Annotated in this window: 24 protein-coding genes and 1 tRNA gene; 15 read left to right on the top strand and 10 right to left on the bottom strand. The window is 65.7% G+C overall.

Annotation, left to right across the window (positions count from 1 at the left end; genetic code table 11):
* Positions 1-44 precede the first annotated feature (44 nt).
* A complete protein-coding gene (locus tag E0E05_RS14925; protein WP_131617432.1) occupies positions 45-1,679 on the top strand; it encodes an AMP-binding protein in 1,635 nt (544 codons plus the stop codon).
* A gap of 80 nt (positions 1,680-1,759) precedes the next feature.
* On the opposite strand, the gene E0E05_RS14920 is transcribed toward E0E05_RS14925, so the two are convergent.
* Both E0E05_RS14920 and E0E05_RS14915 read right to left on the bottom strand, forming a co-directional pair.
* Positions 1,760-3,649 carry a TRAP transporter large permease gene (locus E0E05_RS14920; protein ID WP_131617431.1) on the bottom strand — a complete coding sequence of 630 codons (1,890 nt, stop codon included), beginning with the start codon at positions 3,647-3,649 and terminating at the stop codon, positions 1,760-1,762.
* A complete protein-coding gene (locus tag E0E05_RS14915; RefSeq protein ID WP_131617430.1) occupies positions 3,646-4,239 on the bottom strand; it encodes a TRAP transporter small permease subunit in 594 nt (197 codons plus the stop codon). Before E0E05_RS14915 ends, E0E05_RS14920 begins: the two co-directional genes overlap by 4 nt.
* A 253-nt stretch (positions 4,240-4,492) precedes the next feature.
* Between E0E05_RS14915 and E0E05_RS14910 the strand changes: the two genes are divergently transcribed.
* The 8 genes from E0E05_RS14910 (at position 4,493) to E0E05_RS14875 (ending at position 14,180) form a co-directional block, all read left to right on the top strand.
* Complete coding sequence (locus tag E0E05_RS14910) at positions 4,493-5,278, top strand: SDR family NAD(P)-dependent oxidoreductase (protein WP_131617429.1); 786 nt, start codon at positions 4,493-4,495, stop codon at positions 5,276-5,278.
* Positions 5,279-5,565: 287 nt separating this feature from the next.
* Entirely contained in the window at positions 5,566-7,920 is a 2,355-nt protein-coding gene (locus tag E0E05_RS14905) for a putative bifunctional diguanylate cyclase/phosphodiesterase (RefSeq protein WP_131617428.1), read from the top strand.
* 257 nt (positions 7,921-8,177) lie between these two features.
* Positions 8,178-8,924 (top strand): N-acyl amino acid synthase FeeM domain-containing protein, encoded by a 747-nt coding sequence (locus E0E05_RS14900; RefSeq protein WP_131617427.1) that lies wholly within the window; start codon positions 8,178-8,180, stop codon positions 8,922-8,924.
* Positions 8,925-9,017: 93 nt separating this feature from the next.
* Positions 9,018-9,239: an aa3-type cytochrome c oxidase subunit IV gene (locus E0E05_RS14895; RefSeq protein WP_131617426.1), complete on the top strand. Its 222-nt coding sequence runs from the start codon at positions 9,018-9,020 to the stop codon at positions 9,237-9,239.
* Between the two features lie 70 nt (positions 9,240-9,309).
* The gene (locus tag E0E05_RS14890; protein WP_131617425.1) at positions 9,310-10,503 is read left to right on the top strand and encodes a Re/Si-specific NAD(P)(+) transhydrogenase subunit alpha; all 1,194 of its coding nucleotides are present in this window, start codon (positions 9,310-9,312) and stop codon (positions 10,501-10,503) included.
* Entirely contained in the window at positions 10,496-10,906 is a 411-nt protein-coding gene (locus E0E05_RS14885; RefSeq protein ID WP_131617424.1) for a proton-translocating transhydrogenase family protein, read from the top strand. The genes E0E05_RS14890 and E0E05_RS14885 overlap by 8 nt, the downstream gene beginning before the upstream one ends.
* A gap of 14 nt (positions 10,907-10,920) precedes the next feature.
* Positions 10,921-12,321 (top strand): NAD(P)(+) transhydrogenase (Re/Si-specific) subunit beta, encoded by a 1,401-nt coding sequence (locus E0E05_RS14880; protein WP_131617423.1) that lies wholly within the window; start codon positions 10,921-10,923, stop codon positions 12,319-12,321.
* Between the two features lie 107 nt (positions 12,322-12,428).
* Positions 12,429-14,180 (top strand): hypothetical protein, encoded by a 1,752-nt coding sequence (locus tag E0E05_RS14875; RefSeq protein WP_131617422.1) that lies wholly within the window; start codon positions 12,429-12,431, stop codon positions 14,178-14,180.
* Here E0E05_RS14875 and E0E05_RS14870 read toward each other — a convergent pair.
* Both E0E05_RS14870 and rpsU read right to left on the bottom strand, forming a co-directional pair.
* The gene (locus tag E0E05_RS14870; protein WP_131617421.1) at positions 14,177-15,049 is read right to left on the bottom strand and encodes a tetratricopeptide repeat protein; all 873 of its coding nucleotides are present in this window, start codon (positions 15,047-15,049) and stop codon (positions 14,177-14,179) included. The genes E0E05_RS14875 and E0E05_RS14870 overlap by 4 nt on opposite strands.
* Positions 15,050-15,197: 148 nt before the next feature.
* On the bottom strand, positions 15,198-15,470 hold the full coding sequence (gene rpsU, locus E0E05_RS14865; RefSeq protein ID WP_374729229.1) for a 30S ribosomal protein S21: 273 nt from the start codon (positions 15,468-15,470) through the stop codon (positions 15,198-15,200).
* A gap of 265 nt (positions 15,471-15,735) precedes the next feature.
* Between rpsU and E0E05_RS14860 the strand changes: the two genes are divergently transcribed.
* The 5 genes from E0E05_RS14860 (at position 15,736) to E0E05_RS14840 (ending at position 21,446) form a co-directional block, all read left to right on the top strand.
* The gene (locus E0E05_RS14860; RefSeq protein WP_131617420.1) at positions 15,736-16,989 is read left to right on the top strand and encodes a sarcosine oxidase subunit beta; all 1,254 of its coding nucleotides are present in this window, start codon (positions 15,736-15,738) and stop codon (positions 16,987-16,989) included.
* Between the two features lies 1 nt (position 16,990).
* Positions 16,991-17,431, top strand: a complete 441-nt coding sequence (locus tag E0E05_RS14855; protein ID WP_131617419.1) for a hypothetical protein — start codon at positions 16,991-16,993, stop codon at positions 17,429-17,431.
* A gap of 8 nt (positions 17,432-17,439) precedes the next feature.
* Positions 17,440-17,754 (top strand): sarcosine oxidase subunit delta, encoded by a 315-nt coding sequence (locus tag E0E05_RS14850; RefSeq protein WP_131617418.1) that lies wholly within the window; start codon positions 17,440-17,442, stop codon positions 17,752-17,754.
* A gap of 133 nt (positions 17,755-17,887) precedes the next feature.
* Positions 17,888-20,902, top strand: a complete 3,015-nt coding sequence (locus E0E05_RS14845) for a sarcosine oxidase subunit alpha family protein (RefSeq protein ID WP_131617417.1) — start codon at positions 17,888-17,890, stop codon at positions 20,900-20,902.
* On the top strand, positions 20,895-21,446 hold the full coding sequence (locus E0E05_RS14840; RefSeq protein ID WP_131617416.1) for a sarcosine oxidase subunit gamma: 552 nt from the start codon (positions 20,895-20,897) through the stop codon (positions 21,444-21,446). The genes E0E05_RS14845 and E0E05_RS14840 overlap by 8 nt, the downstream gene beginning before the upstream one ends.
* A gap of 10 nt (positions 21,447-21,456) precedes the next feature.
* Here E0E05_RS14840 and E0E05_RS14835 read toward each other — a convergent pair whose 3' ends face one another.
* The 3 genes from E0E05_RS14835 to cpdR form a co-directional block, all read right to left on the bottom strand.
* Positions 21,457-21,951 (bottom strand): MaoC family dehydratase, encoded by a 495-nt coding sequence (locus E0E05_RS14835; protein ID WP_131617415.1) that lies wholly within the window; start codon positions 21,949-21,951, stop codon positions 21,457-21,459.
* Positions 21,952-21,991: 40 nt separating this feature from the next.
* Positions 21,992-22,066: transfer RNA gene (locus E0E05_RS14830), tRNA-Val, on the bottom strand.
* Positions 22,067-22,151: 85 nt separating this feature from the next.
* Positions 22,152-22,514 carry a cell cycle two-component system response regulator CpdR gene (cpdR, locus tag E0E05_RS14825; protein ID WP_131617414.1) on the bottom strand — a complete coding sequence of 121 codons (363 nt, stop codon included), beginning with the start codon at positions 22,512-22,514 and terminating at the stop codon, positions 22,152-22,154.
* 210 nt (positions 22,515-22,724) lie between these two features.
* Here cpdR and E0E05_RS14820 point away from each other — a divergent pair, with 210 nt between their 5' ends.
* The gene (locus E0E05_RS14820; RefSeq protein ID WP_131617413.1) at positions 22,725-23,615 is read left to right on the top strand and encodes an N-formylglutamate amidohydrolase; all 891 of its coding nucleotides are present in this window, start codon (positions 22,725-22,727) and stop codon (positions 23,613-23,615) included.
* An 80-nt stretch (positions 23,616-23,695) separates the two neighbouring features.
* On the opposite strand, the gene E0E05_RS17415 is transcribed toward E0E05_RS14820, so the two are convergent.
* From E0E05_RS17415 to E0E05_RS14810, 3 genes are read right to left on the bottom strand one after another with little or no spacing between them, the layout of a single operon-like run.
* A complete protein-coding gene (locus E0E05_RS17415) occupies positions 23,696-23,866 on the bottom strand; it encodes a hypothetical protein (protein WP_158629386.1) in 171 nt (56 codons plus the stop codon).
* Positions 23,853-24,347, bottom strand: a complete 495-nt coding sequence (locus tag E0E05_RS14815) for a type II toxin-antitoxin system VapC family toxin (RefSeq protein WP_244598081.1) — start codon at positions 24,345-24,347, stop codon at positions 23,853-23,855. The genes E0E05_RS17415 and E0E05_RS14815 overlap by 14 nt, the downstream gene beginning before the upstream one ends.
* A gap of 1 nt (position 24,348) precedes the next feature.
* Positions 24,349-25,191: a hypothetical protein gene (locus E0E05_RS14810; RefSeq protein WP_131617411.1), complete on the bottom strand. Its 843-nt coding sequence runs from the start codon at positions 25,189-25,191 to the stop codon at positions 24,349-24,351.
* Between the last annotated feature and the right edge of the window lie 17 nt (positions 25,192-25,208).

Here is a 25,208-nt window from a genome sequence, read left to right as displayed (position 1 = left end):
GGCGCTCCGGCAGAGGCCGGTCAGGGCGGGGCAGGGAGGACATCATGGGCTGGATGAACGACGAGACCGGGCTCGAACGGCGCGCGGCGAACTACGTGCCGTTGACGCCGCTGTCCCATCTGAAACGGGCGGCCGCCGTGCACCCTCTCCGCGATGCGGTGGTCTATGGCACGTTCCGCACGAACTACGCTGAGCATCACGCACGCGTGTCGCAACTGGCGAGCGCCCTTGAGCGCCACGGCATCGCGCCCGGCGACGTCGTCGCGACGGTGCTTCCCAACATCCCCGCCCATGTCGAGGCCCATTTCGGCGTGCCGGCCTGCGGAGCCGTGCTCAACGCCATCAACGTCCGTCTTGACCTGCACACGATCAGTTACATCCTCGATCATGGCGAAGCCCGGATCGTGCTTGTCGACACGCAGTTCCTCGGGACGGTCGAGGCGGCGATCGACGAGATGGAGAGCGAACGGCAACCGATGATCGTCGAGGTGCCGGACGAAAAGGCGGGCTTCCACGCCTCCGGTCGGCACATGACCTACGAGGCCTTTCTTGCCGAGGGCGATCCCGACTTTGACTGGATCATGCCCGAGGATGAATGGGAAAGCATCGCGCTCAACTACACGTCGGGCACCACCGGCCGGCCCAAGGGCGTCGTCTACCACCACCGCGGCGCGTATCTGATCACGCTGGGCACCCCGATCGCATGGCGCATGACGCTCTACCCGCGATACCTGACCATCGTGCCGCTGTTTCACTGCAACAACTGGTGCCACGTGTGGGCGATGCCGGCTCTGGGCGGCACCACCGTGTGCTGCCGGGACGTCACCGCGAAAGCCATCTACGACGCCATCGCCGACGAGGGCGTGACCCATTTCGGCGGCGCGCCGATCGTGCTCAACATGATCGTCAATGCCCGTGAGGCGGAACGCCGCGCGTTCGATCATGTCGTCGAGGTTTTCACGGCCGGCGCGCCGCCGGCGGCCGCCACGCTTGCGGCCATCGAACCACTCGGTTTCAACATCACCCAGGTCTACGGCCTCACCGAGACCTATGGTCCGGCGACCGAATGCACCTGGCAGGACGGCCAATGGGATCATCTGAAAGGCGCCGAGCGGGCCGCCGTGAAGGCGCGGCAGGGGGTCCCCTTCCCCAACATGGATCACATCGCGGTCATGGACCCCGATACGATGCGGCAGGTGCCGATGGACGGAGCTGCGACCGGCGAAATCATGATGCGCGGCAACGCGACGATGAAGGGGTACTACAAGAACCCGCGTGCGACGGCCGAAGCGTTCCGGGGCGGCTACTTTCATACCGGCGACATCGCCGTCCAGCACACCGACAGCTACGTGCAGATCACTGACCGCGCAAAGGACATCATCATTTCCGGGGGCGAGAACGTCAGTTCCGTCGAGGTCGAAGGCGCGCTCATGCACCATCCGGCGGTGCTGCTGTGCGCCGTCGTCGCCAAGCCCGACGAGAAATGGGGTGAGGTCCCGTGCGCGTTCGTCGAACTCAAGGATGGCGCCGAGGCGTCCGACGCCGAGTTGATAGCGTTCGCCCGCCAGCGGCTTGCTGGCTTCAAGACGCCAAAGCATGTCGTGTTCTGCGAGCTGCCCAAGACCTCGACCGGCAAGGTGCAAAAGCTCGAATTGCGCCGCCGTGCCAGTGAGTTCTGAGCGCCGGTCGGACCGGCGTCGCCGACAGGTGAACACGCCGGACGCCCGCCCGGCGCTTTTGCCTGGATCGTCCCATTCGCCTACTGGTCGGGCGGCGGCGTGCTGTTGAGATCGAGCGGCGGCAGGCCGAACGCGGGCGCCGGGGCGGCGTTGCCCTCATCGCCCGTTCCCGCGCCCCCTCCGGCGTCACCGCCCGATGGCGCGGGCGGCTGGCCGAGCGGGGTCAGCTGCAGTCCGGGCAGGCCGGAGCCGCTGCCGCCATTGCCGTCGCCGCCGAAGTTCGGGCCGCCCTGGAGGCCGCCGCCACCAAGACCCGGCAACTCGACCGCGTTTCCTTCGGAATCCTGCCCGCCGAGCGATGGCAGTTCGATCTGCACATTGTCGAGATCAAGTTCGACCTCGTCATCGGCATAGTGGGTGACGATGCGCGGATAGAAGATGACGATCATGATCGCGATGAACTGCAGCACGATGTAGGGGATCACGCCACGATAGATCTGGGTGGTGTCGATGCCCTTGATCCGCTCGCCGGTCACCTCGTCCTCCCAGTCCTTCTTCGGCGCGATCGAGCGCAGATAGAACAGGGCGAAGCCGAAGGGCGGCGTCAGGAACGAGGTCTGCAGGTTGATGCCGAGGATGATGCCCAGCCAGATCAGGTCGATGCCGAGTTCCTCGGCCGGCGCGACCAGAAGCGGCACCACGATGAACGCGATCTCGAAGAAGTCGAGAAAGCAGCCCAGGATGAAGACGATCACGGTGACGACGACCAGGAACCCGGTCTCGCCGCCGGGCAGCGACAGCAGCAGCTCCTTGATCCAGATATGGCCGTTGATCCCGTAGAAGGTCAGGCCGAAGACGCGCGCGCCGATCAGGATGAACATCACGAAGGCGGTCAGCTTGGTGGTCGAATCGAGCGCCTCCTTGAGCGTCTTCAGCGTCAGGCGGCGCTTAATCAGCGCAAGGACGAGCGCGCCCGTCGCGCCCATGGCGCCGCCCTCGGTCGGGGTCGCGATGCCCAGGAAGATGGTGCCGAGCACCAGGAAGATCAGCGCCAGAGGCGGGATCAGGACGATGATCACCTGCTCGGTCAGCCGCGATATCAGGCCGAGCTTGAAGTGCCGGTTGACCAGCGAGACGCACAGCGCGAAGACGGTCGCGGTGGTCGCCGAGGCGACGAACCGGTTCTCGTAGCTCATGTTGGCGTAAAGGACGTTCATCCCCGCATAGTGGATGGCCACCGAGATGATGATCATCGCGATCAGCGACACGACGCCACCGCCGAGCGTGCGCGTTTCGGGCGGCAGAGCCGGCACCCATTTGGGCTGGATCATGGTGAGCACCGCGATATAGGCGCAGTACATGGCCATGATCATCAGCGCCGGATATAGCGCGCCGATATACATGTCGCCGACCGAGCGGCCGAGCTGGTCGGACATCACGATCAGGACCAGCGAGGGCGGCACGATCTGCGCCAGCGTGCCGGCGGCGGCGATGGTGCCGGTGGCGACCGAACGGTTGTAGCCGTAGCGCATCATGATCGGCAGCGAGATCAGCCCCATGGCGATCACCGAGGCGGCGACGACGCCGGTGGTGGCGCCCAGAAGGCCGCCGACGATGATGACGGCGATGGCAAGGCCGCCGCGCAGCGGGCCGAACAGCTGGCCGATCGTGTCGAGCAGGTCCTCGGCCATGCGCGAGCGCTCGAGAATGAGCCCCATGAAGGTGAAGAAGGGAATCGCCAGCAGAACCTCGTTGCGCATGACATCGAAGGTCCGGTTGGCATTGGCCGCCAACAAATTGGGGAATAGGCGGATCTCGGTGGGCGCGAAGATCGACAGTTCGACGCCCAGGAAGAAGAACAAAAGCCCGCCGGCGGCGAGCGTGAAAGCGACGGGATAGCCGATCAGGAGCATCGCCATGACGGAGACGAACATGATCGGACCGAGATTGTGGGCGATGATCTCGATCATTTGTTCTTCATCCGCTCGCTGAGGTCGGCGCCCGTTTCCATTTCCTCAACCGCCGGGGGCAGTTCGTGTTCGGCGGTGGGGTCCTCGATGTCGCCGCGGATCACCGCGATGCGCTTGATGATCTCGGAGACGCCCTGGAAGAACAGCAGCACGAAACCGGCCAGCACGAGGAACTTGGCGGGCCACAGGATCAGGCCGCTGGCGTTGACCGATATCTCGCCGGTCCGGAAGGACACCCAGAAGAACGGCCAGGAAATCCAGATCATGATGCCGGCGAAGGGCATCAGGAAGAAGATGTGGCCGAGAAGGTCGATCCAGTCGCGGGTGCGCTTGGAAAGGCCCGAGGTGGCCACGTCGATGCGCACATGCTCGTTGCGCAGCAGCGTGTAGGAGGCCGCTAGCATGAAAACCGCGCCGTACAGGTACCACTGCAGCTCGAGCCAGGCGTTGGACGATGTATCGAAGATCTTGCGGATCGTCGCGTTGCCCGCGCTGACCAGCACCGCGATCAGGATCAGCCATGAGACCGATCGGCCGATGAAGGTATTGACCGCGTCAATACCCGCCGAAACTCTCAACAGTGCAGACATACTCCTCCCCTGAGTTTGCTGCGCGCGCCGCCGGCGCGGTGGCTGCACCTTGTTGGTCCCTTGCGTGAAAATCAAGCGTGCGTGGCCGGCGCGGGATACGGTCGCTAGCACCTATTCCGGGGCTTGGCAATTCAATGGTAAAGATTGTTAACCACTGACGGCCGCGGTGCCCGACCTCCGCCGCGATTGACGCGACCGGCGGTTTGGCGTTGATGGGGGCCACCTTGCCAAGCGACCGGGAGCGGCGAAGCGGATGACGGCCAATCAAGCACCCGGGGCCGATCCGGCCCGCCGCGCGCAGGATCTGTTCGACGTGCGCGAGAGGGTCTGCCTGGTCACCGGCGCCTCGTCGGGCCTGGGCGCGGGGTTCGCGCAGGTGCTGGTCGACAATGGCGCGTTCGTCATCGGGCTCAGTCTCGATGCACCGCAGGACGACCCGGGCGGCGAGGGCTTCGTTCATCTGCGCGGCGACGTGCGCAACGACGACGACATCGCCGGGGCGGTGGCGCTCGCAACCGATCGCTTCGGGCGCCTCGACGTGCTGGTCAACAATGCCGGGTCCTTCGGCGTCGCCAAGGCGTCGCGGCAGGGGCGGGACGATTTCGCCGACATGCTCAACGTCAACGTGGCGGCGTCGGCGGAGGTGTGCCGTCGCGCCCATGCCGTGATGCGCCGGAACCCGCGCGGCGGCTCGATCATCAACGTCACGAGCGTGCTCGCGCGGCTGCCGATCAGGGGGCTTTCCGCTTATGGCGCCGGCAAGGCGGCGCTCGAACAGCTCACGCGGGCGCTGGCGCTGGAATGGGCGCCCGATGCCGTGCGCGTCAACGCGCTCGCGCCCGGCTGGTACCGGACGGCGATGACGCGCGACTATCTCGACCGGGGGCTGGCGAGCATCCTGACCGGCCAGATACCGGTCGGCCGGCTGGGCGAGGGCGGCGACCTGGCCGGTCCGCTGCTGCTGCTCGCCTCGGACGCCTCGCGCTACATCACGGGCACGACGTTCACCGTCGATGGCGGCTATTCGGTCCGAAGCTGAAGCGACGCGTTCGATCGTCACCCCAAGATTTTGGGGGAATTGCGGTTTCCCCGTCGGGAGTCGCAACGGGGCGGCGCGACTGTGGCGCCGAAAATTACACTGGAAACTATTCCATTGTTAAGACTTCCTTAGCAAATAATACTCAACTATATAACCCGGAATTGGTGCTCACATCTCCTGTTTATCAAAGGTTGCAGTTCTGGCTGACCCGGCTAGACTGCTTCCTTCTTGCCTTTGAAACGCTTCCTTAACGACGCGCACCTACTGTCCTTGCGAAAGGGCAGGCCATGACACTTCAGCACAACTCGCCGCATCGCGACGAGGCCGAAGCGGAAATCTATCTCAATTTCGTCGACAGCCTGTTCGCTGATCGCCGAGGCATGCTCATCGGACTGGTCCTGCAGGTCGGAATCGCGATCTGCGTGTTGCTGGAAAGCCGGCTGCTGATCATGGGCGTCTGGCCGGCGGTGTTCATGGCGACGGCCGGCTATCGCTATTTCCATATCGTCGGGTACACCCGTCAGGCGCGCGACAGCGCGCCGGCGGACCAGCAAGAGCGGCTTCGCTGGGCGCGCAACTGGGAACGGCGATACATCATGTCCTCGGGCGCGGCCGGTTTTTCGGTCGGCCTGTTTGCCTGGTTCTGCCTCGAGTTCGTCGGCTCGGAGTTCGCGATCATCGCGGCCCTTTCGACCGTCTTCGCGGCGCTGCCGACGATCGTCGGCCGCCTCTATGGTTCGCGCCGCCTTGCCGCACTGATGACGGTGAGCGTGCTGGTCTGGCCCGCGCTCAGCCTGCTCACGGCGGGCAATTTTGCCAGCCTGATCGCCGTGCTGCTGTTCGTGCCGTATTTCGGGCTGGTGATGTCGATGGTCGGACGGGTACGGTCGACCGTTGTCGATGCAGTCCGCGGCCGGCTCGAGAAGGCGGAACTGGCCGAGCGTTTCGACGTCGCATTGAACAACATGTCGCACGGCGTGATCATGTTCGATCGCAACGAACGCGTCGTCGTGATCAACCGCCGTGCGCGGCTGCTCTTGCAGATCCCGAAATATGTGCGCGTCGAGGGCCGGCGGTTCGATTCGCTGATGCGCTACGCCGAGCGGTTCCGCCTCGTGTCGGTGGAGAAGACGGAGCAGTTCAGACAGACGCTGGCCCGCCTGCTGCACACCGACGGCGAGAAGGCCGAAGTGCGGCTCACCAACGGGGTCCATATCGAGTTCTCCGGCACCCAGCGACCCGATGGTGGTTCGGTGATGATCCTCGAGGATGTCACCGAGCGGGCGCGGGCGCAGGAGCGCATCAAGGCGATGGCCCGCTTCGACAGCCTGACCGAACTGCCCAACCGGACCCATTTCTCGGACCTGGCGGTGCAGCGTGCCGCCGAGGCGGACCCGGACGCCGAGTGTCTGGTCATCGCCTTCGACGTGGACGATTTCAAGCGCGTCAACGATTCGATCGGCCACGCGCAGGGGGATGCGCTGCTCCGCGCGATCGCCCGGCGGCTGAAGCGGGACTATGGCGATTGCGCCGTCATCTCGCGGCTGGGCGGGGACGAGTTCATCATGTTCGTCGACCGGCTGCCGCCCTCGACCGACATCAAATCCTTCGCCGACACGCTCAAGCAGCGGCTCGGGCGATCGTTCCGGATCGGCCCGGAGAAGGTCTTCGTCACCCAGTCCTTCGGCATCGCACGCGGACGGGCCGGCGATTTCGACCTGAAGACATCGATGGTCGAGGCGGATCTGGCGCTCTATCATTCCAAGGCGCTCGGCAAGGGCGTCTGGTCGGTGTTCGAACCGGACATGAACGAGCGCTATCTGCGGCGCCAGCTGCTCAAGGGCGAACTGTCCAAGGCGATCGAGCAGGGCACGCTTGCGGTGCGTTACCAGCCGATCGTCGATGCCGACACCGGGCGCGTGGTCGCCTGCGAAGCCCTGTCGCGCTGGCAGCATCCGCTGCACGGCAACATCTCGCCGTCCGAGTACATTCCGCTCGCCGAGGAGATGGGCATCATCACCAAGCTGACCGAAAGCGTGATCAGAACCGCCGCGCATGACTGCATGCGCTGGCCCGAGCACGTCACGGTGTCGGTGAACCTGTCATCGATCGATTTCCGGCGCGAGGACATCTGCCAGACCATCCGGAACGCGCTCGACGCGGCCGGCCTGCCGCCCGAACGGCTCGTCGTCGAGATCACCGAGACCGCCGTGATCAGCAACGAATCCGACATGATCTCCCGGCTCAGCCGCATTCGCGCGACCGGCGTCGGCATCGCGCTCGACGATTTCGGGACCGGCTATTCCTCGCTGAGCTACCTGCACCGGCTGCCGCTCGACCGGGTCAAGATCGACCGCTCTTTCGTCGCCGGCATCGAGACCGGCGACACACCGATGGCGCTGCTGCACGGCATCACCGATCTGTGCCACGGGCTCGGCCTGAAGATCACCATCGAGGGCGTCGAGACCGCCGATCAGCTTGCCATCGTGCGCAGCTCGGGCAAGATCGACAAGGTGCAGGGCTATCTGTTCGGACCCGCCCTTCCGGCGATCGCGATCGCCGAGATGGCCTCGCGCATGCCTCCGGATACGGGCGGGCAGGCCGGCCCCCTCGAAATGACGGCCGCGGGCTCGACGTATTAGGGGCGGTTGGCGCACCCCGCCGCACGTCCTTCCTGGCGCCATCGCGCTGAGCGCACATACTTTGCCGCATCGATCCGGAACGCGATTGCGCCAGGCAGGGCGGTGCGTGTCGCCATGTCACGTGTTCACGCCGATGAAAGCATTGTCGTCAATCGTTAAGCGTTAAGGTTAATAGAAACCTGCGATTTATTAGGGCTTTTCGCTTCATTCGAATAAAGCTTAACTTACCTTCGGGCAGAGGGACCGAGGTAAGGGCCATGAGCCAGACCATCGCGGCAGACACGAGACGTACGGTGAGCGCCAACGCCATTCAGCGCCTGTTGTCGGTGGTGAACGGGGTCGATTACCGGCGCATTTCCACGCCCGAGGACTTCGAGGATGTGGGCCTTCTGCGACGCAAGGCGTTCAACGCGCGCGATGTCTACGAGCGCAAGTTCGAGAGCCCCGTGATCGAGCCGCTCGACTTCGATCCGGACACCTATCTTTTCGGCCTTTATCACGAGGGCAATCTGGTTTCGTCGATGCGGCTGAACATGCTGACGGCGGAAACGCCGCCGACGCCCGCCATGGAACTGTTCGCCGACACGCTGCAGCCGCTTCTGGCGCAGGGCATGACGTTCGTCGATCCCAGCCGCTTCGCGATCGACGCCGAGGCATCGCGGCTGCTGCCCGCCCTGCCGCTTTTGACGCACCGCCTTTCGACCATGATGACCCTGCACATGCAGGCCGACTATTGCCTGTGCGCCGTCAAGCTCGAGCACGAAGCCTATTACCGGCGCGTGTTCGGCGCCACGCGCCTGGCCGGCCCTTTCGAGCCCGACGGCATGTGCGTGAAGGCCGTTCTGCTCGGCATCTCGCGCAACAATGTCGGCTATGTGATGAGCCGCAACCCGCTCTTCTATTTCACCGAGACCGAGGCCCGGCTGCTGTTCGACAGGTCCGAAGACGTGCTTCCGCCGCTCTGTGTGCATCCGACGGCTCAATACGCGATACGGGCTGCCTAAGGCCGGGCGTCTGGCGGTCGCCACGCCATTGAAGTGCGGGCCGGATTTCGCTATGCGCTGCGGCAACCACCGAATGCTGCAGCGGAGAGCGCAATGAGCGAGCACACCGAAGCCGACCCCGAGGGCGGCGCGCCGATGGACTATCAGGAGCACGAAAAGACCTTCAACCTGTTCATCGCGCTGACCAAGTGGGGCACGGTGGCCACCGCGGCCGTGCTGATCGCCATGGCGTTCGGCTTCTTCGCCGGCGGCGGCTTCTTCGGCGGGCTGATCGTTTTCGTCCTCGCCCTCATCGTGGCCTGGTTCGTACTTTGAGACGGATCGGCGCCGACCCGTTGACGAAACGGGGCGGCGGACCAGTTGATAGCCGCGGGGGGATCCGGACGTGTCGCTGACAATCTTCATTGCCAAGGAATCGCAGGGTGGCGAGCCGCGCGTGGCCGCTTCGCCCGACACCGTCAAGCGGCTGGTCAAGGCCGGCCACGCGGTGACGGTCGAAAAGGGCGCCGGTGTCGCCTCGCGCATTCCCGATACCGAATTCGAGGCCGCCGGGGCCACCATGGTCACCGCGGCGGCAGGCGCCGGCAAGGCCGACATGGTGCTCAAGGTGCGCCGGCCGACCTCGGCCGAACTGAAGAAGTACAAGTCCGGCGCGGTCGTGATCGCCGTCATGGACCCCTATGACGCCGACAAGGCGATCGCCGAGATGGCCAAGGCCGGGCTTTCCGCCTTCGCCATGGAGCTGATGCCGCGCATAACCCGGGCCCAGTCGATGGACGTCCTGTCCTCTCAGGCGAACCTGGCCGGCTACCAGGCGGTGATCGAGGCGGCGCACGCCTATGACCGCGCCATGCCGATGATGATGACCGCCGCCGGCACGGTTCCGGCTGCGCGGGTCTTCGTGATGGGCGCGGGCGTCGCCGGCCTTCAGGCGATCGCCACCGCGCGGCGTCTTGGCGCGGCGGTCACCGCGACCGACGTGCGCCCGGCGGCCAAGGAGCAGGTCGCCTCGCTCGGCGCCAAGTTCGTCGCCGTCGAGGACGAGGAGTTCAAGGCGGCCGAGACGGCGGGCGGCTACGCCAAGGAGATGTCCAGGGAATACCAGGCCAAGCAGGCCGAACTGGTGGCCGAACACATCGCCAAGCAGGACATCGTCATCACCACCGCGCTGATCCCCGGCCGGCCGGCGCCAAGGCTCGTCTCGAAGGCCATGCTCGACACGATGAAGCCGGGCTCGGTGCTGGTCGATCTGGCGGTCGAGCGCGGCGGCAATGTCGAGGGCGCCAAGGCCGACCAGACCGTGACGACCAAGAACGACGTCAAGGTGATCGGCATCGCCAACATGCCCGGCCAGGTGGCCGCCTCGGCCTCGCTGCTCTATGCCAAGAACGTGCTCGCCTTCCTCGAGACGCTGGTCGACAAGGAGACCGGCGCGCTCGCGATCGACCGCGAGGACGAACTGGTCGCGGCGACGCTGCTCACCCATGGCGGCGAACGGGTGCATCCGCGCTTCGGCGGGCCGGCGCCCGAACCCAAGCCGGAAGGCGACACCGAAAAGGGGGACAAGGCCGATGGCTGACAGTTCAGTATCCCAGGCGCTCGACCGGCTCGATGAAGCCGTTCAGGGCCTGCGCGCGGCGATCGCCGACGCACCGCCGGCCGTGGCGGCGGCCGCTGACACCGTCCAGTCGGGCGGCGTCAGCGAGTTCGTGTTCCTGTTCTCGATCTTCGTGCTGGCGATCTTCGTGGGCTACTACGTCGTCTGGTCGGTGACGCCGGCGCTGCACACGCCGCTGATGAGCGTGACCAACGCGATCTCCTCAGTGATCGTCGTCGGCGCGCTGCTCGCGGTGGGCATTTCCGAGAGCGGGCTTGCGACGGGCTTCGGCTTCGTCGCGCTAGTGCTCGCCTCGGTCAACATCTTCGGCGGCTTCCTGGTCACCCAGCGCATGCTCGCCATGTACAAGAAAAAAGACAAGTGAGGCGGTAGCGCACCATGTCCGTCAACGTCGCCTCCTTCCTGTACCTGATCTCGGGTATCCTTTTCATTCTCGCGCTGCGCGGGCTGAGCCATCCGACCACGTCGCGCCAGGGCAACATGTTCGGCATGATCGGCATGGCGATCGCCGTGCTGACCACGCTGTTCGTCGCCGCGCCCGGAGCGGGCGGCGCGGTCCTGATCATCGTCGGCATCGCCATCGGCGGCTCGGTGGGCGCCTATGTCGCCCGCAACATCGCGATGACGGCGATGCCGCAGCTCGTCGCCGGGTTCCACAGCCTCGTCGGTCTGGCCGCGGTGCTGGTCGCCGCCGCCGCGCTCTATTCGCCGGCCTCGTTCGGCATCGGCGATGTCGGCTCGATCAAGCCGGTGGCGCTGGTCGAGATGTCGATCGGCGTGGCGATCGGCGCGATCACCTTCACCGGCTCGATCATCGCCTTCCTGAAGCTCGACGGCCGCATGTCGGGCAAGCCGATCCTGCTGCCCGCCCGGCACGTCATCAACGCGGCCATCGCGATCGCCATCGTCGTGCTGATCGCGGTACTCGTCGCCAGCGAGAGCCATACCGTGTTCTGGCTGATCGTCGCGTTGTCGCTGGCGATCGGCATTCTGATCATCATCCCGATCGGCGGCGCCGACATGCCGGTGGTCGTGTCGATGCTGAACTCCTATTCGGGCTGGGCGGCCGCCGGCATCGGCTTCACCGTCGAGAACCTGGCGCTGATCATCACCGGCGCGCTGGTCGGCTCGTCGGGCGCGATCCTCAGCTACATCATGTGCAAGGGCATGAACCGCTCGTTCATCTCGGTGATCCTTGGCGGCTTCGGCGGCGAGACCGCCGCAGCCGGCGGCGATGACGGCTTCGACCGCACGGTCAAGCAGGGCTCGGCGGACGACGCCGCCTTCCTGATGAAGAACGCCTCCAAGGTGATCATCGTGCCCGGCTACGGCATGGCCGTCGCCCAGGCCCAGCACGCGCTGCGCGAGATGGCCGACACGCTCAAGGCCGAGGGCGTCGAGGTGTCCTACGCCATCCACCCGGTGGCGGGGCGCATGCCGGGCCACATGAACGTGCTTTTGGCCGAGGCCAACGTGCCCTATGACGAGGTGTTCGAGCTCGAGGACATCAATGCCGAGTTCGCGCAGGCCGATGTCGCCTATGTGATCGGCGCCAACGACGTGACCAACCCGGCGGCGCGCGACGACAAGTCCTCGCCGATCTACGGCATGCCGATCCTCGACGTCGACAAGGCCAAGACCTGCCTGTTCGTCAAGCGCTCGCTCGGCTCGGGCTATGCGGGCATCGACAACACCTTGTTCTACAAGGAAGGCACGATGATGCTGCTGGGCGATGCCAAGAAGATGACCGAGGACATCGTCAAGGCGCTGGACGAATAGGGCCCAGATAGTCCCCGCTTTGCAGAGCTGCGGCCGTTCGGCCGCAGTTTTTTCTTTTGCCGTGCTTCGGCTTGTGTATCCTCAGCCCGAACGGCGGGGAGGTGCGCATGGCCGAACCAGCAGGCAGCGACGGGCCGGCGGGCGACCGGCCGCCCAAGCAGGCGGTGGTGATCATCCACGGCATGGGCCAGCAGCGGCCGATGCAGACGCTGCGGTCGATCGTGCGGGCGCTGTGGGAAACCGATCTCGACCTCACCGACGATGTCGAACGGCGCGAGCCGGGCCGGTCGCGGCGCGTCAGCGATCCCGAGCGCGGCCAGATCGGCCCGCCAGACCCGGTCAACAAGAGCTGGCTGGTGCCGGACACGCGCACCGGGTCGAAGGAACTGGCGCGGATCACCACCCCGGTCGCCGACAATGGCATGCGCACCGATTTCTACGAGCTCTACTGGGCCGACATCATGGAAGGAACCACGCGCGATCATCTGATCGCCTGGGTCAAGGGGCTGCTGTGGCGCTGGCCGCACCAGGTGCCCGCCGACGTGATGCTGGCCTGGATCCTGCTGTGGGTGGCGACGGTGGCGGGCGTGGCGTTCGCGCTCAACGGCGTCGCAACGCTGTTCGGTGCCGGCGTGGGCGACGGGCGCTGGCTGCCGACCGGCTTCGATGCGTTCTGGCCGTTCCTCGTGCTTGGATCGAGTGCCCTGGTCGCCCTCGTGCTCGGACGGCGGCTCTTCGGCCGCCCCGCCGGCACCGTGGGCACGTTCGACGTGGTGTTCGCGCTCGGCATGCCGTTCGTCATCGGCGCGATCGTCATCTGGCTGGTTCCGGCCGACATCGTCGCCGGCGCGAGTTTCCTTTCGTTTCTGCTGTCGGGCCTGATCGGCCTTCTCATCCAGTCGTTCCTGGTTCCCTATTTCGGCGATGTGGCGCGTTATGTGCGCCCCGAGCCGTCGACGGTCGCCAAGCGCGCGGCGGTGATGGAGCGCGGGCTCGAACTCCTGCGCAACCTGCACGGCGAGGTGCCCGACAAGGAGGAAGAGCGGCGGCGTTTCGCGCTCCAGTACGACCATGACGCGCGTCCGAAGCGGACCTACCAGCGCGTGGTGATCGTCGCCCATTCGCTCGGATCGGTGATCGCCTACGACCTGCTGCGGCATTTCTGGGCCGAGCGCGGGCCGGTGGCGGGCGGCGTTCTGGACAAGGAAGGGCGCGCGGCGCTGGTCGCCATGAGCGACTATGTCGACAAGCACGCGCCCGACGGCAAGGCGCGCGATGGGTTCGACATCGCCGCCTTCCGGGCGCTGCAGCGGGATGTATCGAAGGCGATCGCGCGGCCGCAGGGCGGCTGGCTGATCTCGGATTTCGTCACGCTGGGCAGTCCGCTGACCCATGCGGAGTTCCTGCTGGCGCGGGACCGGGCCGAGTTCGACGGCCTCAAGCGCGACGGGCTGGTGCCGGCCTGCCCGCCGCTGCCCGACGCGGTCGACCGGTCGATCCTTTACGCGCCGCGCCACGACGACGATGCGCTGGTGGCGCGCCACACCGCGCTGTTTTCGGCGGTGCGCTGGACCAACATCTTCGACCGGCACTGGCTGGTGTTCTTCGGCGATGTGGTGTCGGGGCCGATGACCGGCCTGTTCGGCGCCGGCGTGGCCGACCATCATCTGGCGATCGCGCGGGCGCCCTACGGCTTCTTCGGCCGCATCTTCACGCATCTGGAATACTGGTCGGGTTCGGTGCGCAGCCGCCTGATCGCGACGAACCTGCCGCCGGAGGGGCCTGCCTCGTCGCAGCCGCATATCGATCTGTTGCGGCAGGGGGTGGCGCTCGACGACGAGACGCCCTGGAAAAGCTAGCTCACCCGGCCCAGCGCATTGCGGGCGATGGTCAGGTCCGAATCGATCTGCAGGGCGCGACGATAGGAGCGGGCCGCCCGTTCGTTCTCGCCACGGGCCTCGTAGACGAGCCCCTGGTTGAGCCAGCTCTCGGCATTGTTGCGGTCGAGCTCGATGGCGAAGTTGGCGTCATCGAACGCGTTGTCGAGCTGGCTGAGCGCCAGATAGGAGATGGCGCGGGCATTGTAGGGCTCGGGCGCATCGGGCTGCAGCGAGATCGCCGTCGAGAAATCATCGATCGCGAACTGGTGCTGGTTGCGCGTCTGGTAGATCAGGCCGCGCCGGTGGTAGGCGCGCGGATCGGTGGTGTCGAGCTGGATGGCGCGCTGGAAGTCGCCGAAGGCCTCGTCGACGCGGCCGGCGCGCCGATACAGTTCGCCGCGGCCGATATAGGCCTTGTCGTAGTTGGGATTGATGCGCAGAGCCGCCGAATAATCGGCCGCCGCGCTCGCCTGGTCGCCGAGGAAGCGGTGGATCAGCGCGCGGTTGGCATAGGCCTCGTAGAAGCGCGGATCGATGGCGATCGCCCGGTCGAAATCCTCGAGCGCCTCGCGGTAGCGGCCACCGCGTCCGAAAGCCGAGCCGCGCACATTGAAGGCGCGGGCGTCATTGGGATTGGCGCGGATCACCTCGGTCAGAGAGGCGATGTTCTCAGCGCTGCCCTGTTCGGCCTCGATCGTCGCCACCTCGCCCTGCAGCGCGGCCGTCTGGCAGCCGGCGACGGAAAGCGCCGCCGCGCACGCCAGCGCAAGTGCGGTCAGACGCGCGGGACGCCGGCCATCGCGGCCGGTCGCGGTCGCGCCGCGCGCGGCGAAATCATGCCCGTTCATCACCGTTGATCCCTCTCGCACCTATCAGCTCTTGCGCACAAAAAAGGCGTGGCCATTGTCAGGTCACGCCATGGATGGAATTCAATCTGGACGAATTCGCGGCAAACGCGACACGTTCGCGGCAGGACCGGACGCCGGAGACCGACGCTCAGCGGCCCTTCTTGGCCAGCAGACCTTCGCGCTGGGCGCGCTTGCGGGCCAGCTTGCGCGTGCGGCGCACGGCCTCGGCCTTTTCGCGAGCGCGCTTTTCCGACGGCTTTTCGTAGTGGCCGCGCAGCTTCATCTCGCGGAAAACGCCTTCGCGCTGCATCTTCTTCTTCAGCACGCGCAGGGCCTGGTCGACATTGTTGTCACGGACAAGTACTTGCAATTTGATCCCGTTCCTTTGGTGTTCGAAAAATCCGGTCGGCGGCTGCCGCATACGCAGGCGAACGTTGAACGCAAAAAATCGGTCGCAAAGCCGCCGGCCAGACGATTGCGATGCAGATAACAGCTTAACCTTACAAAGTCCAGTCTGCCGCGCCGATATGACGCGCATTTGTCAGCCTTGCCGAACCAACGCGGGCAGGAACGGCCGGTTCCCGACCCGGGCAGAGCTCACAGCGCCCCCCGCTGTCGCAATCCGGCTGGAATCGGTCGCGACGCTATGCTTTTTTGCGCCGCAGTTCGAACCGATGGTGGCACCGATGCGCCGATATTCCGCCTTTGCCGTCGCGCGCGAAGCCATGCGCGGCCACGCCGGATGGGACCGGCAATGGGCCTCGCCCGAACCGCGCGCCTCTTATGACGTGATCATCGTCGGGGCCGGCGGGCACGGCCTTGCGACGGCCTATTATCTGGCCAAGGAGCACGGCATCACCAATGTCGCGGTGCTCGAAAAGGGGTGGCTCGGCGGGGGGAACACCGGCCGCAACACGACGATCATCCGCTCCAACTATCTCTATGACGAATCGGCCGGGCTCTACGACCACGCGGTCAAGCTGTGGGAAGGGCTGAGCCAGGACATCAATTACAACGTCATGTACTCGCCACGCGGCGTGATGATGCTGGCGCACAATGTCCATGACGTGCAGGTCTTCAAACGGCACATTCACGCCAACCGGCTCAACGGCGTCGACAATGAATGGCTGACGCCCGAGCAGGCCAAGGACTACTGCCCGCCGCTGAACATCTCGCAGAGCGCGCGCTATCCGGTGATGGGCGCGGCGCTGCAGCGGCGCGGCGGCACGGCGCGGCACGACGCGGTCGCCTGGGGCTATGCGCGGGCGGCCTCGGCGCGCGGCGTGCACGTGATCGAGAATTGCGCGGTGACCGGCATCCGCAGGTCCGGCAATGGCCAGGTCACCGGGGTCGAGACGACACGCGGCTTCATCGGCGCAAAGAAGGTGGGCGTGGTCGCGGCCGGCCATACCTCGGTGCTGATGGAGATGGCCGACGTGCGCATGCCGCTCGAGAGCTTTCCGTTGCAGGCGCTCGTCTCCGAGCCGGTCAAGCCGTGCTTTCCGTGCGTGGTGATGTCCAACACGGTGCACGCCTACATCTCCCAGTCCGACAAGGGCGAACTGGTGATCGGCGCGGGCACCGACCAGTACACCTCCTATTCGCAGACCGGCGGGCTGCACATTCTTCAACATACCCTCGAAGCGATCTGCGAGATGTTCCCCGTGTTCACCCGCATGAAGATGCTGCGCTCCTGGGGCGGCATCGTCGACGTGACGCCCGACCGGTCGCCGATCATCGCCAGGACCCCGGTGCCGGGGCTCTACGTCAATTGCGGCTGGGGCACGGGCGGGTTCAAGGCGACGCCCGGTTCAGGCCACGTGTTCGCGCACACCATCGCCAACGACAATCCCCATCCGATCAATGCCGGCTACACGCTCGAACGGTTCACCACGGGCCGGCTGATCGACGAGGCCGCCGCGGCGGCGGTGGCGCACTGACATGGTCGGGCTCGCGGCGATGACGCTGGCCGCCGGGTTGGCGACGACGCCGGTCGCCGAGCCCGGCGAGCGCAATATCTTCCGCATCCCGCGCGAGGACGATGTGCGCGTGCAGAAGATTGCCCGCACGCCCGGCGAGACGGGCTGGCCGTTCACCGTCGACGAGGGCCTTCTGATGTGCCTTTTCGTTGCCGGCCGCCCGACCGTCTACTTCGCGGTCGTCGAGCCGCATGACGAATGGCACGAGGAACCGCCCGTGCGGCTGGTGATGGTCTCGTCCGATCCGTTCGATGCGACGCTCGCCAACATGGCCGTCAACGATCTGATCGTGCGGACCGACGGGCCGGCCGAGCGCATGGCGCTTTTTGCGCCGTTCGAGGCGCTCGGAAGACGATTGTGCGATCAGCCGCGCGGTACCGAAATGGGCCCCGGCGAACTCTAGGAACACCGATGCTTCTGATCCGATGCCCCTATTGCGATGAAGAACGCCCGGAGATCGAGTTCCGGCACGCGGGCGAGGCGCATATCGAACGGCCGGCCGATATCGCGTCGCTGACCGACGACGAATTCGCACGCTTCTTCTTCTACCGCGACAATCCCAGGGGCGTCACGTTCGAGCGCTGGCGGCACATCCATGGCTGCGCGCGTTTCTTCAATGCCGCCCGCGACACGGTGACCGACCGGTTCCTGGCCACCTACAAAGCGGGCGAAGCCAGGCCGGACCTGGTCGAGGCGGCGAACGAAAATGCGAAGGGGGCGGGGTGATGGCTGTGCTGGTGAACCGATCGCCTCGCCCTTCGAGGCTCGCCAAACACCCCCCTCATCCTGAGGCGCGAGCGCAGCGAGCCTCGAAGGACGCGGGGGGTGTTTGGCTCGCACCTCAGGATGAGACGATCGCATGACCGCGCCCAGCACAACCCAGCCCAACCGCATCGCCGGGGCAGGCCGCCTGACGCCGGCCAACGGCGTGCGGTTCACCTTCGACGGCGAGACCTATCACGGCCTTGCTGGCGACACGCTCGCTTCGGCGCTGCTCGCCAACGATGTCCATCTGGTTGGCCGGTCGTTCAAATATCACCGCCCGCGCGGCATCGTCACCGCCGGTCCCGAGGAGCCGAACGCGCTGGTCGGCATCGCGCGCGGGTCCGCGCGCCGGCAGCCGAACGTGCGCGCGACGGTGCAGGAGGTCCATGACGGGCTCGAGGCGACCAGCCAGAACCGCTGGCCCTCGCTGAGCGCCGATGTCGGCGAGGTCAATGACTGGATGTCGCCCGTCTTCGCGGCGGGCTTCTACTACAAGACCTTCATGTGGCCGAAGAAGGCCTGGGACACGGTCTACGAGCCGTTCATCCGCCGTGCCGCGGGGCTCGGTGTGGCGCCCGACCAGCCGGATCCGGACCGTTACGCGGCACGCTACGCCCATTGCGACGTGCTGGTCTGCGGCGGCGGGGCGGCCGGTCTGGGCGCGGCGCTGGCGGCGGCCGAGGCCGGCGCATCGGTGATCATCTGCGACGAGCGGCCGACGTTCGGCGGCGCGCTGGCGTTCGAGGCCGACGCGCGGATCGAGGAGCGGGACGGCTATGAATGGGCCGTCGAGACGGCCGCGAAGCTGGCCGCGATGGACAATGTGCGCGTTCTGCCGCGCACCACCGCGTTCGGCTATTACGCCCAGAACTTCGTCGCGCTCGCCGAGCGGCTGACCGACCATCTCGCCGAACCCGATCCGGCGATGGCGCGCGAGCGGCTGTGGCAGGTGCGGGCCAAGCGGGTCGTCATGGCGACCGGCGCGATCGAGCGGCACATGGTGTTCGCCAACAACGACCGGCCGGGCATCATGCTGGCATCGGCCGCGCGCGCCTATCTGAACCATTACGGCGTCCTGATCGGCCGGACGATCGGCGTCTACACGGCCAACGATTCGGCCTACGCGGCCGCCTTCGAACTCAAGCGGGCCGGCGCCGACATAGCGGTGATCGCCGACATCCGCGAAACCGTCGATCCGACGCTGCGCGAACAGGCCGGCAAGCTCGGCATTCGCGTTCTGACCCATCACGCGGTGGTCGCCGCCGGCGGCAAGCTGCGCGTCTCCTCGATCGTCATCCGGCCGTGCCAGGGCGGCAGCCGGCAGGTCATCCCGGTCGGCGCGCTGATCATGTCGGCGGGCTGGACGCCGTCGGTGCATCTTTTCTCGCAATCGCGCGGCAAGCTGCGTTTTGACCCCGAAAAGCGGCTGTTCCTGCCCGGCGAGCACGCCCAGGCGAGCGCCTCGGCCGGCGCGTGCAACGGCGCGGACGACCTCGCCGCGACGCTGGAGGAAGGGATCGCCGCCGGCGAGGCGGCGGCAAAGGCCGCGCGCGGCGGAGCGAAGGGATCATCGGTCACGATCCGGGCGGAAGCCGGCGGATCCTGGTCGGGCAGCATGCTCGGCGCCGGGCCGAACCCGGAAGCGGGCAAGGTGGTCAAGGCGTTCGTCGACTATCAGAACGACGTCACCGAAAAGGACATTCGCCTCGCCGTGCGCGAGGGCTTCCACTCGATCGAGCACGTCAAGCGCTTCACCACCAACGGCATGGCGACCGACCAGGGCAAGCTTTCGAACATGCATGGCCTTGCGATCGCGGCCGAGGCGCTCGACCGGCCGATCCCCGAAGTGGGGCTGACCACGTTCCGCGCGCCCTATACGCCGGTCACGTTCGGCGCGCTGGTCGGCCACGGGCGCGGTGTGCTGTTCGACCCGGTGCGGCGCACGGCGATGCACGACAGCCACGTGGCGCTGGGGGCCGCGTTCGAGGATGTCGGCCAGTGGAAGCGGCCCTGGTACTATCCGCGCGCCGGCGAGGACATGGCGGCGACGGTGAACCGCGAATGCGTGACGGTCCGGCAGTCGGTCGGCCTGTTCGACGCCTCGACGCTGGGCAAGATCGAGGTGGTCGGGCCGGACGCGGCGGCGTTCCTGCACCTGATGTACACCAACCCGTTCATGAAGCTCGGCGTCGGCCGTCTGCGCTACGGTATCAAGTGCCGCGAGGACGGCTTCATCTACGATGACGGCGTGGTCGGACGGATCGCCGCGGACCGGTTCCATGTGACGACAACGACGGGCGGTGCGCCGCGCGTCCTCCATCACATGGAGGACTATCTGCAGACCGAGTTCCCGGACATGGAAGTCTGGCTGACCTCGACGTCCGAACAATGGGCGGTGATGGCGCTGCAGGGACCGAAGGCGGCCGAGGTGCTGGCGCCGTTCGTGGGCGGCATGGATCTGTCCGTCGAGGCCTTCCCCTTCATGAGCGTGCGCGAGGGCACGTTTGCCGGCGTGCCGACGCGCCTGTTCCGCATGTCGTTCGCCGGCGAGGACGGGTTCGAAATCAACGTGCCGGCCGATTTCGGCAAGGCGGCCTGGGACATGCTGCACGACAAGGTCGACGAGGCGGGCGGCTGCCCCTACGGCACCGAGACGATGCACGTTCTGCGCGCCGAAAAGGGCTACATCATCGTCGGCCAGGACACGGACGGCACGGTGACGCCGCACGATGCCGGCCTGTCCTGGGCGGTGGGCAAGAACAAGGACGATTTCGTCGGCATAAGGGGTCTGGCGCGACCCGATCTGGTCACCGACGGCCGGCGACAGCTCGTCGGCCTCAGATCGAAGGACGGCCGGACCGTGCTGGAAGAGGGCGCGCAGATCGTCGCCGATGCGGGCCAGGACCCGCCGATGACGATGATCGGCTGGGTCTCCTCGTCCTACTGGTCGGCCAATTGCGGCGAACCGATCGCCATGGCGCTGATCGAGGGCGGGTTCGACCGGATCGGCCAGACGCTGCATGTGCCGATGGCCGACGGCGTGATCGAGGTCGAGGTGCGCGACACCAATTTCTGGAACCCCGACAAGGAGGGCGGTGCCGATGGCTGAGGCTGCCGTGATTGCCGAACGGGCGCACCCGCTGTCGGGCCGGGTGTTCGCCGGAACCGGAGTGGCGCTGACCCCGGCGCCGGCCGCCTTCCGGTCGAGCCTGCGCTGTCCGCCCGGTTCGGTCGCCGCGGTCTCCGCCGCGCTCGGCGTCGATCTTCCGACGACGCCCAAGGCATCGGCGACGAAGGACAGCCGCTCGGCCCTCTGGCTGGGACCGGACGAATGGCTGGTGATCGACGAGAAGCAAGATCCGGCCGGCGCGCTGAAGAGCGTTCCGGCGCCGCATGCTTTGGTCGACATCTCCCATCGCAACACGGCGATCCTGGTGTCGGGGCCGGCGGCCGCCGACTGCATCAATGCGGGCTGCCCGCAGGACCTGACGGACGCGGCCTTTCCGGTCGGGGCGGCTTCGCGCACCGTGTTCGGAAAGGCCGAGATCGTGCTGTGGCGGGTCAAGCCGGCGGTCTACCGCATCGAGGTGTGGCGGTCGTTCTCGGACTATGTGTTCAGCTATCTGGCCGAGGCGGCGCGCGATCCGGCCTGAGACGGCCGGTTCAGTCGGCCGGCCGGACGATCATCAGCGTCAGCCAGCGCGCGGTCAGGGCCGGCTTCTGGCTGCCCTCGATTTCCAGCGTCACGTCGTAGGTGAACAGGATCCGGCCCGAGGGGCGGATGTCGGCGTCGGCGAGATGAAAGATGGCCCGCACCCGCGCGCCCGCCTTGACCGCCGCCTGGAAGCGGACCTCGTCGAAGCCGTAATTAACGCCCATGCGCACCTCGCCCTTCAGGTCGGGCAGCGCCTCGTAGGCGAGCGTCGACAGAAGCGACAGGGTCAGGAAACCGTGGGCGATCGTGCCGCCGAACGGGGTCTCACGGGCGGCGCGCTCGGGATCGGTGTGGATCCACTGGTGATCGTCGGTCGCCTCGGCGAAGCCGTCGATCATGGTCTGGGTCACGGTGCGCCAGGCCGAGGTGCCGACATCGGTGCCGACCAGGCCCGGAATCTCATCGATGGCGACGAGGCGCTTCTCCGGGGCGGACTCGGTCATGCGTCATGATGCCTTGTTCTTGTGCCCGTCGGAGGAAGGATGGTGGGCGATACTGGGATTGAACCAGTGACCCCTTCGATGTCAACGAAGTGCTCTCCCGCTGAGCTAATCGCCCATCCGTGTGGAGCGGCATACACCATGAACCGCCGTGCCGGTCAAGTGGGTGCGACACGCCCCGACGGCAAGCCCTGACGGCCCGCTCAGGCGGCCTTGATGAGCTTTTCGACCTCGTTGACCAGATCGCGCAGATGGAACGGCTTGGACAGCACCTTGGCGTCCTTGGGGGCTTGGGAATCGGGGTTGAGCGCGACGGCGGCAAAGCCGGTGATGAACATCACCTTCAGGTCGGGGTCGAGTTCGGTCGCCCGGCGGGCCAGCTCGATGCCGTCCATCTCGGGCATGACGATGTCGGTCAGCAGCAGGGTGAAGGGCTCTTCGCGGAGCCGTTCGTAGGCGCTGGCACCATTGTCGAAGTCGGTCACCTCGTAGCCGGCCTTCTCCAGCGCCTTGACCAGGAACCGGCGCATGTCGTTGTCGTCTTCTGCCAGCAAAATCCGTTGCATCGTCCCGCTTCTTTCCATCGATCGGTCTGCCGCCTCGGCATCCGGCGCCCACTCATTACAAACCATGGTAAAGATGCGGTATATGCCGGTGCCGGTCAAACGCGGGCCAAGTGGTCCCGCACTTGCGCGCCGATACGCTCTGGACACGGCACCGCCTGCCTGTCAACACTGGCATGTCACAGGCCTGCGGCAGGGAAACGCCCTCACATCATGCTGATCGCACCCGACTTCTGTCATCACCCGGCCTTCGAGGTGCGTGCGCCGCAGCAGCAGACCGTGCCGTTCGTCTTCAACTCGCCGCACAGCGGCCGCTATTATCCCGAGCGGTTCCTGTCGATGACGCGGCTGGATGCGAACGCGGTGCGGCGCTCGGAGGATTTCTTCGTCGACGAACTGTTCGGCGGGGCGACCGGGCAGGGCGCGCCGATGCTGCTCGCCCATTTCCCGCGCGCCTATCTGGACGTCAACCGCGAGCCGTACGAACTCGATCCGCGCATGTTCTCCGACCGGCTGCCGGCGTTCGCCAACCGCCAGTCGATCCGCGTCGCCGGCGGACTCGGCACGGTGCCGCGCGTCGTCTCCGAGGGCCAGCACATCTACGCCCGGCGGATCGGTTTCGACGAGGCGCGCCAGCGCATCGAGACCATCTACAAGCCCTACCACTCGACCCTGCGCGGTCTGCTGGCGCAGACGCACCGCCGGTTCGGGCACGCGGTCCTGGTCGACTGCCATTCGATGCCCGCCTCGATCCGGATCGGCGCGGAGGGCGCGCGCCCGGACTTCGTGGTCGGCGACCGGTTCGGCACCAGCGCCAGCGCCGACATCAGCGACCGGGCCGCGAGCATCCTGCGGGCGATGGGTTATCTGGTGGCGGCCAACAAGCCCTATGCGGGCGGGTTCATCACCGAGCATTACGGCCGGCCCGCCAAGGGCCTGCACGCGATCCAGATCGAGATCAACCGCGGCCTTTACGTCGACGAGCAGACGCTCGCCCGCAAGCCCGGCTTCGAGGCGCTGCGCGAGGATATCGATCGCTTCATCCGCCTGCTGACGGATCTGCCGGACGAGTTGTTCGCCGACTATTCCATCGCCGCCGAGTAGGCCGGTTCCCGAAAGACACCGCGCAAAAAAAGGGTGATTCTGTATCTTGCAAACGCGCCCCGAACATGGCTGGCGGCGCGCTACCGCTTAGGCTTCGGCTTTTTGGGCTGAGGCGCATCATCCTTGGTCGGCGGCGCTTGGGAAACATTCTTGAGCGCCGCGTCAAAGGCCGCTTCTGAAGGATCGCACTCAAGATCGCGAGCGGCTTCTTTGAAGCGTTGAATCTGAGTCTTCTTTTCAGCTGTCATCATCAGGAAACATCTCTGGTTCCGGAGGTAGCGGCGGAGGGCATATCTTTAGTTTGACCTTATCTCGCCGGGGTAAGATGCCGTCGAATTTCAGTAGGTCGCTGCCGTCAAATGTGTGTAGTTCATCCAAGTTTTCCAGTAGGCAACTCGCCACATGGATTGCGTCTTGTGGCTTGCCGAGGCCGGCGTGGCGGCGCAGCAAGCGGCGCGCAAGATTTCCTACATCTACATCGACGTTGATCTTTTTAATGAATTCGGATTCGATGAAGTCCTCGAACGACCTGTCGTGTTCTTCCTGAATACCGATAGGAGTAGTGTCACATTTTTTCTTCCACACCTCAGCCAACGTAAACGCTGAGGTCCAGAGCTCGGCTTCCCCACGTTTGGCGAGATCAATGACATGCCGGCAACGGTTGACGCGGTCGGTATCGGCTTGAGTAATTAGTTCGATCCAAATACAGGCATCCCAATAATATTTCTTCACATCAGCCAAGTTCGTTTTCTCTTAGCCTGTCAATATACTCGTAAGCTGGGAGGCCGCCCGTGAAGTGAGGATCGCGAAGGTCGCTTATCTTGGTGCCCTTTGTTTCTATGAACGCAATACGGCCGTCATAGACCCGAACAATCTTCCCGCTTGGATCGTAGTTGATAATGCCTCTGACGCGGGCACGCCGATGCGTCCACACATCGCCTGCCGTTAGGCTGTTCTCGATTTCCTCGCGCGCCAGATCAGAAATTCGACACTGAATTTCGCGTCCGCTTCGATGCTCCTTCAGTTTGATGGACGGCTCGTTGTAATCGGTGCTCAGATCAATGATCCTGCCCTCAATGGCCCCGAATTCTTTGCGGGCGAAGGTGCTAAACAAATAGTCGTACTCTTCGTCGTCTTCGCCATTGAGGGCCGCCAAAGAACGTTCTGCCTGCTGAGGCACAATCTCATAGATTGCGTCGTCACCTAGATCGATCACAGTGCGGCCAATGCCATTCAGGTTCCGCTTCAGGATTCGCTTTGCGACCTCGCGTTTTTCTGCCGGAAAGTCTACGTCCAAAGGCTCGCCGCCCTTTAGGCGCGCGAAACCCCGCTCGATAACAGCAACATACTCTTGCACCTGTCCATAAGCGGGGGCATTTGTTCGGAGGTCAACGGGAACGCCCTCAGCTGTGAACGGAGAGTTGGTGCTAGCAGACACCAAATTCCAAACAACATCAGACTGGCCCCGATCCGTTAGAAGATCGAAGTAATCCATGACCTGCTGCATGGCGTCTCGAACATCGAGAACATCCGGATGGTCCGGGGAAGCCTCGACGGTAATTTTCTTTGGTTTCATCGCGTAACGCGCCTCCG

This window comes from Roseitalea porphyridii, from assembly GCF_004331955.1.
In the GTDB taxonomy this organism is placed as follows: domain Bacteria; phylum Pseudomonadota; class Alphaproteobacteria; order Rhizobiales; family Rhizobiaceae; genus Roseitalea; species Roseitalea porphyridii.
The sequence above is the reverse complement of the archived record's forward strand: the minus strand, read 5'-3'. Positions and strand labels throughout refer to the sequence as shown.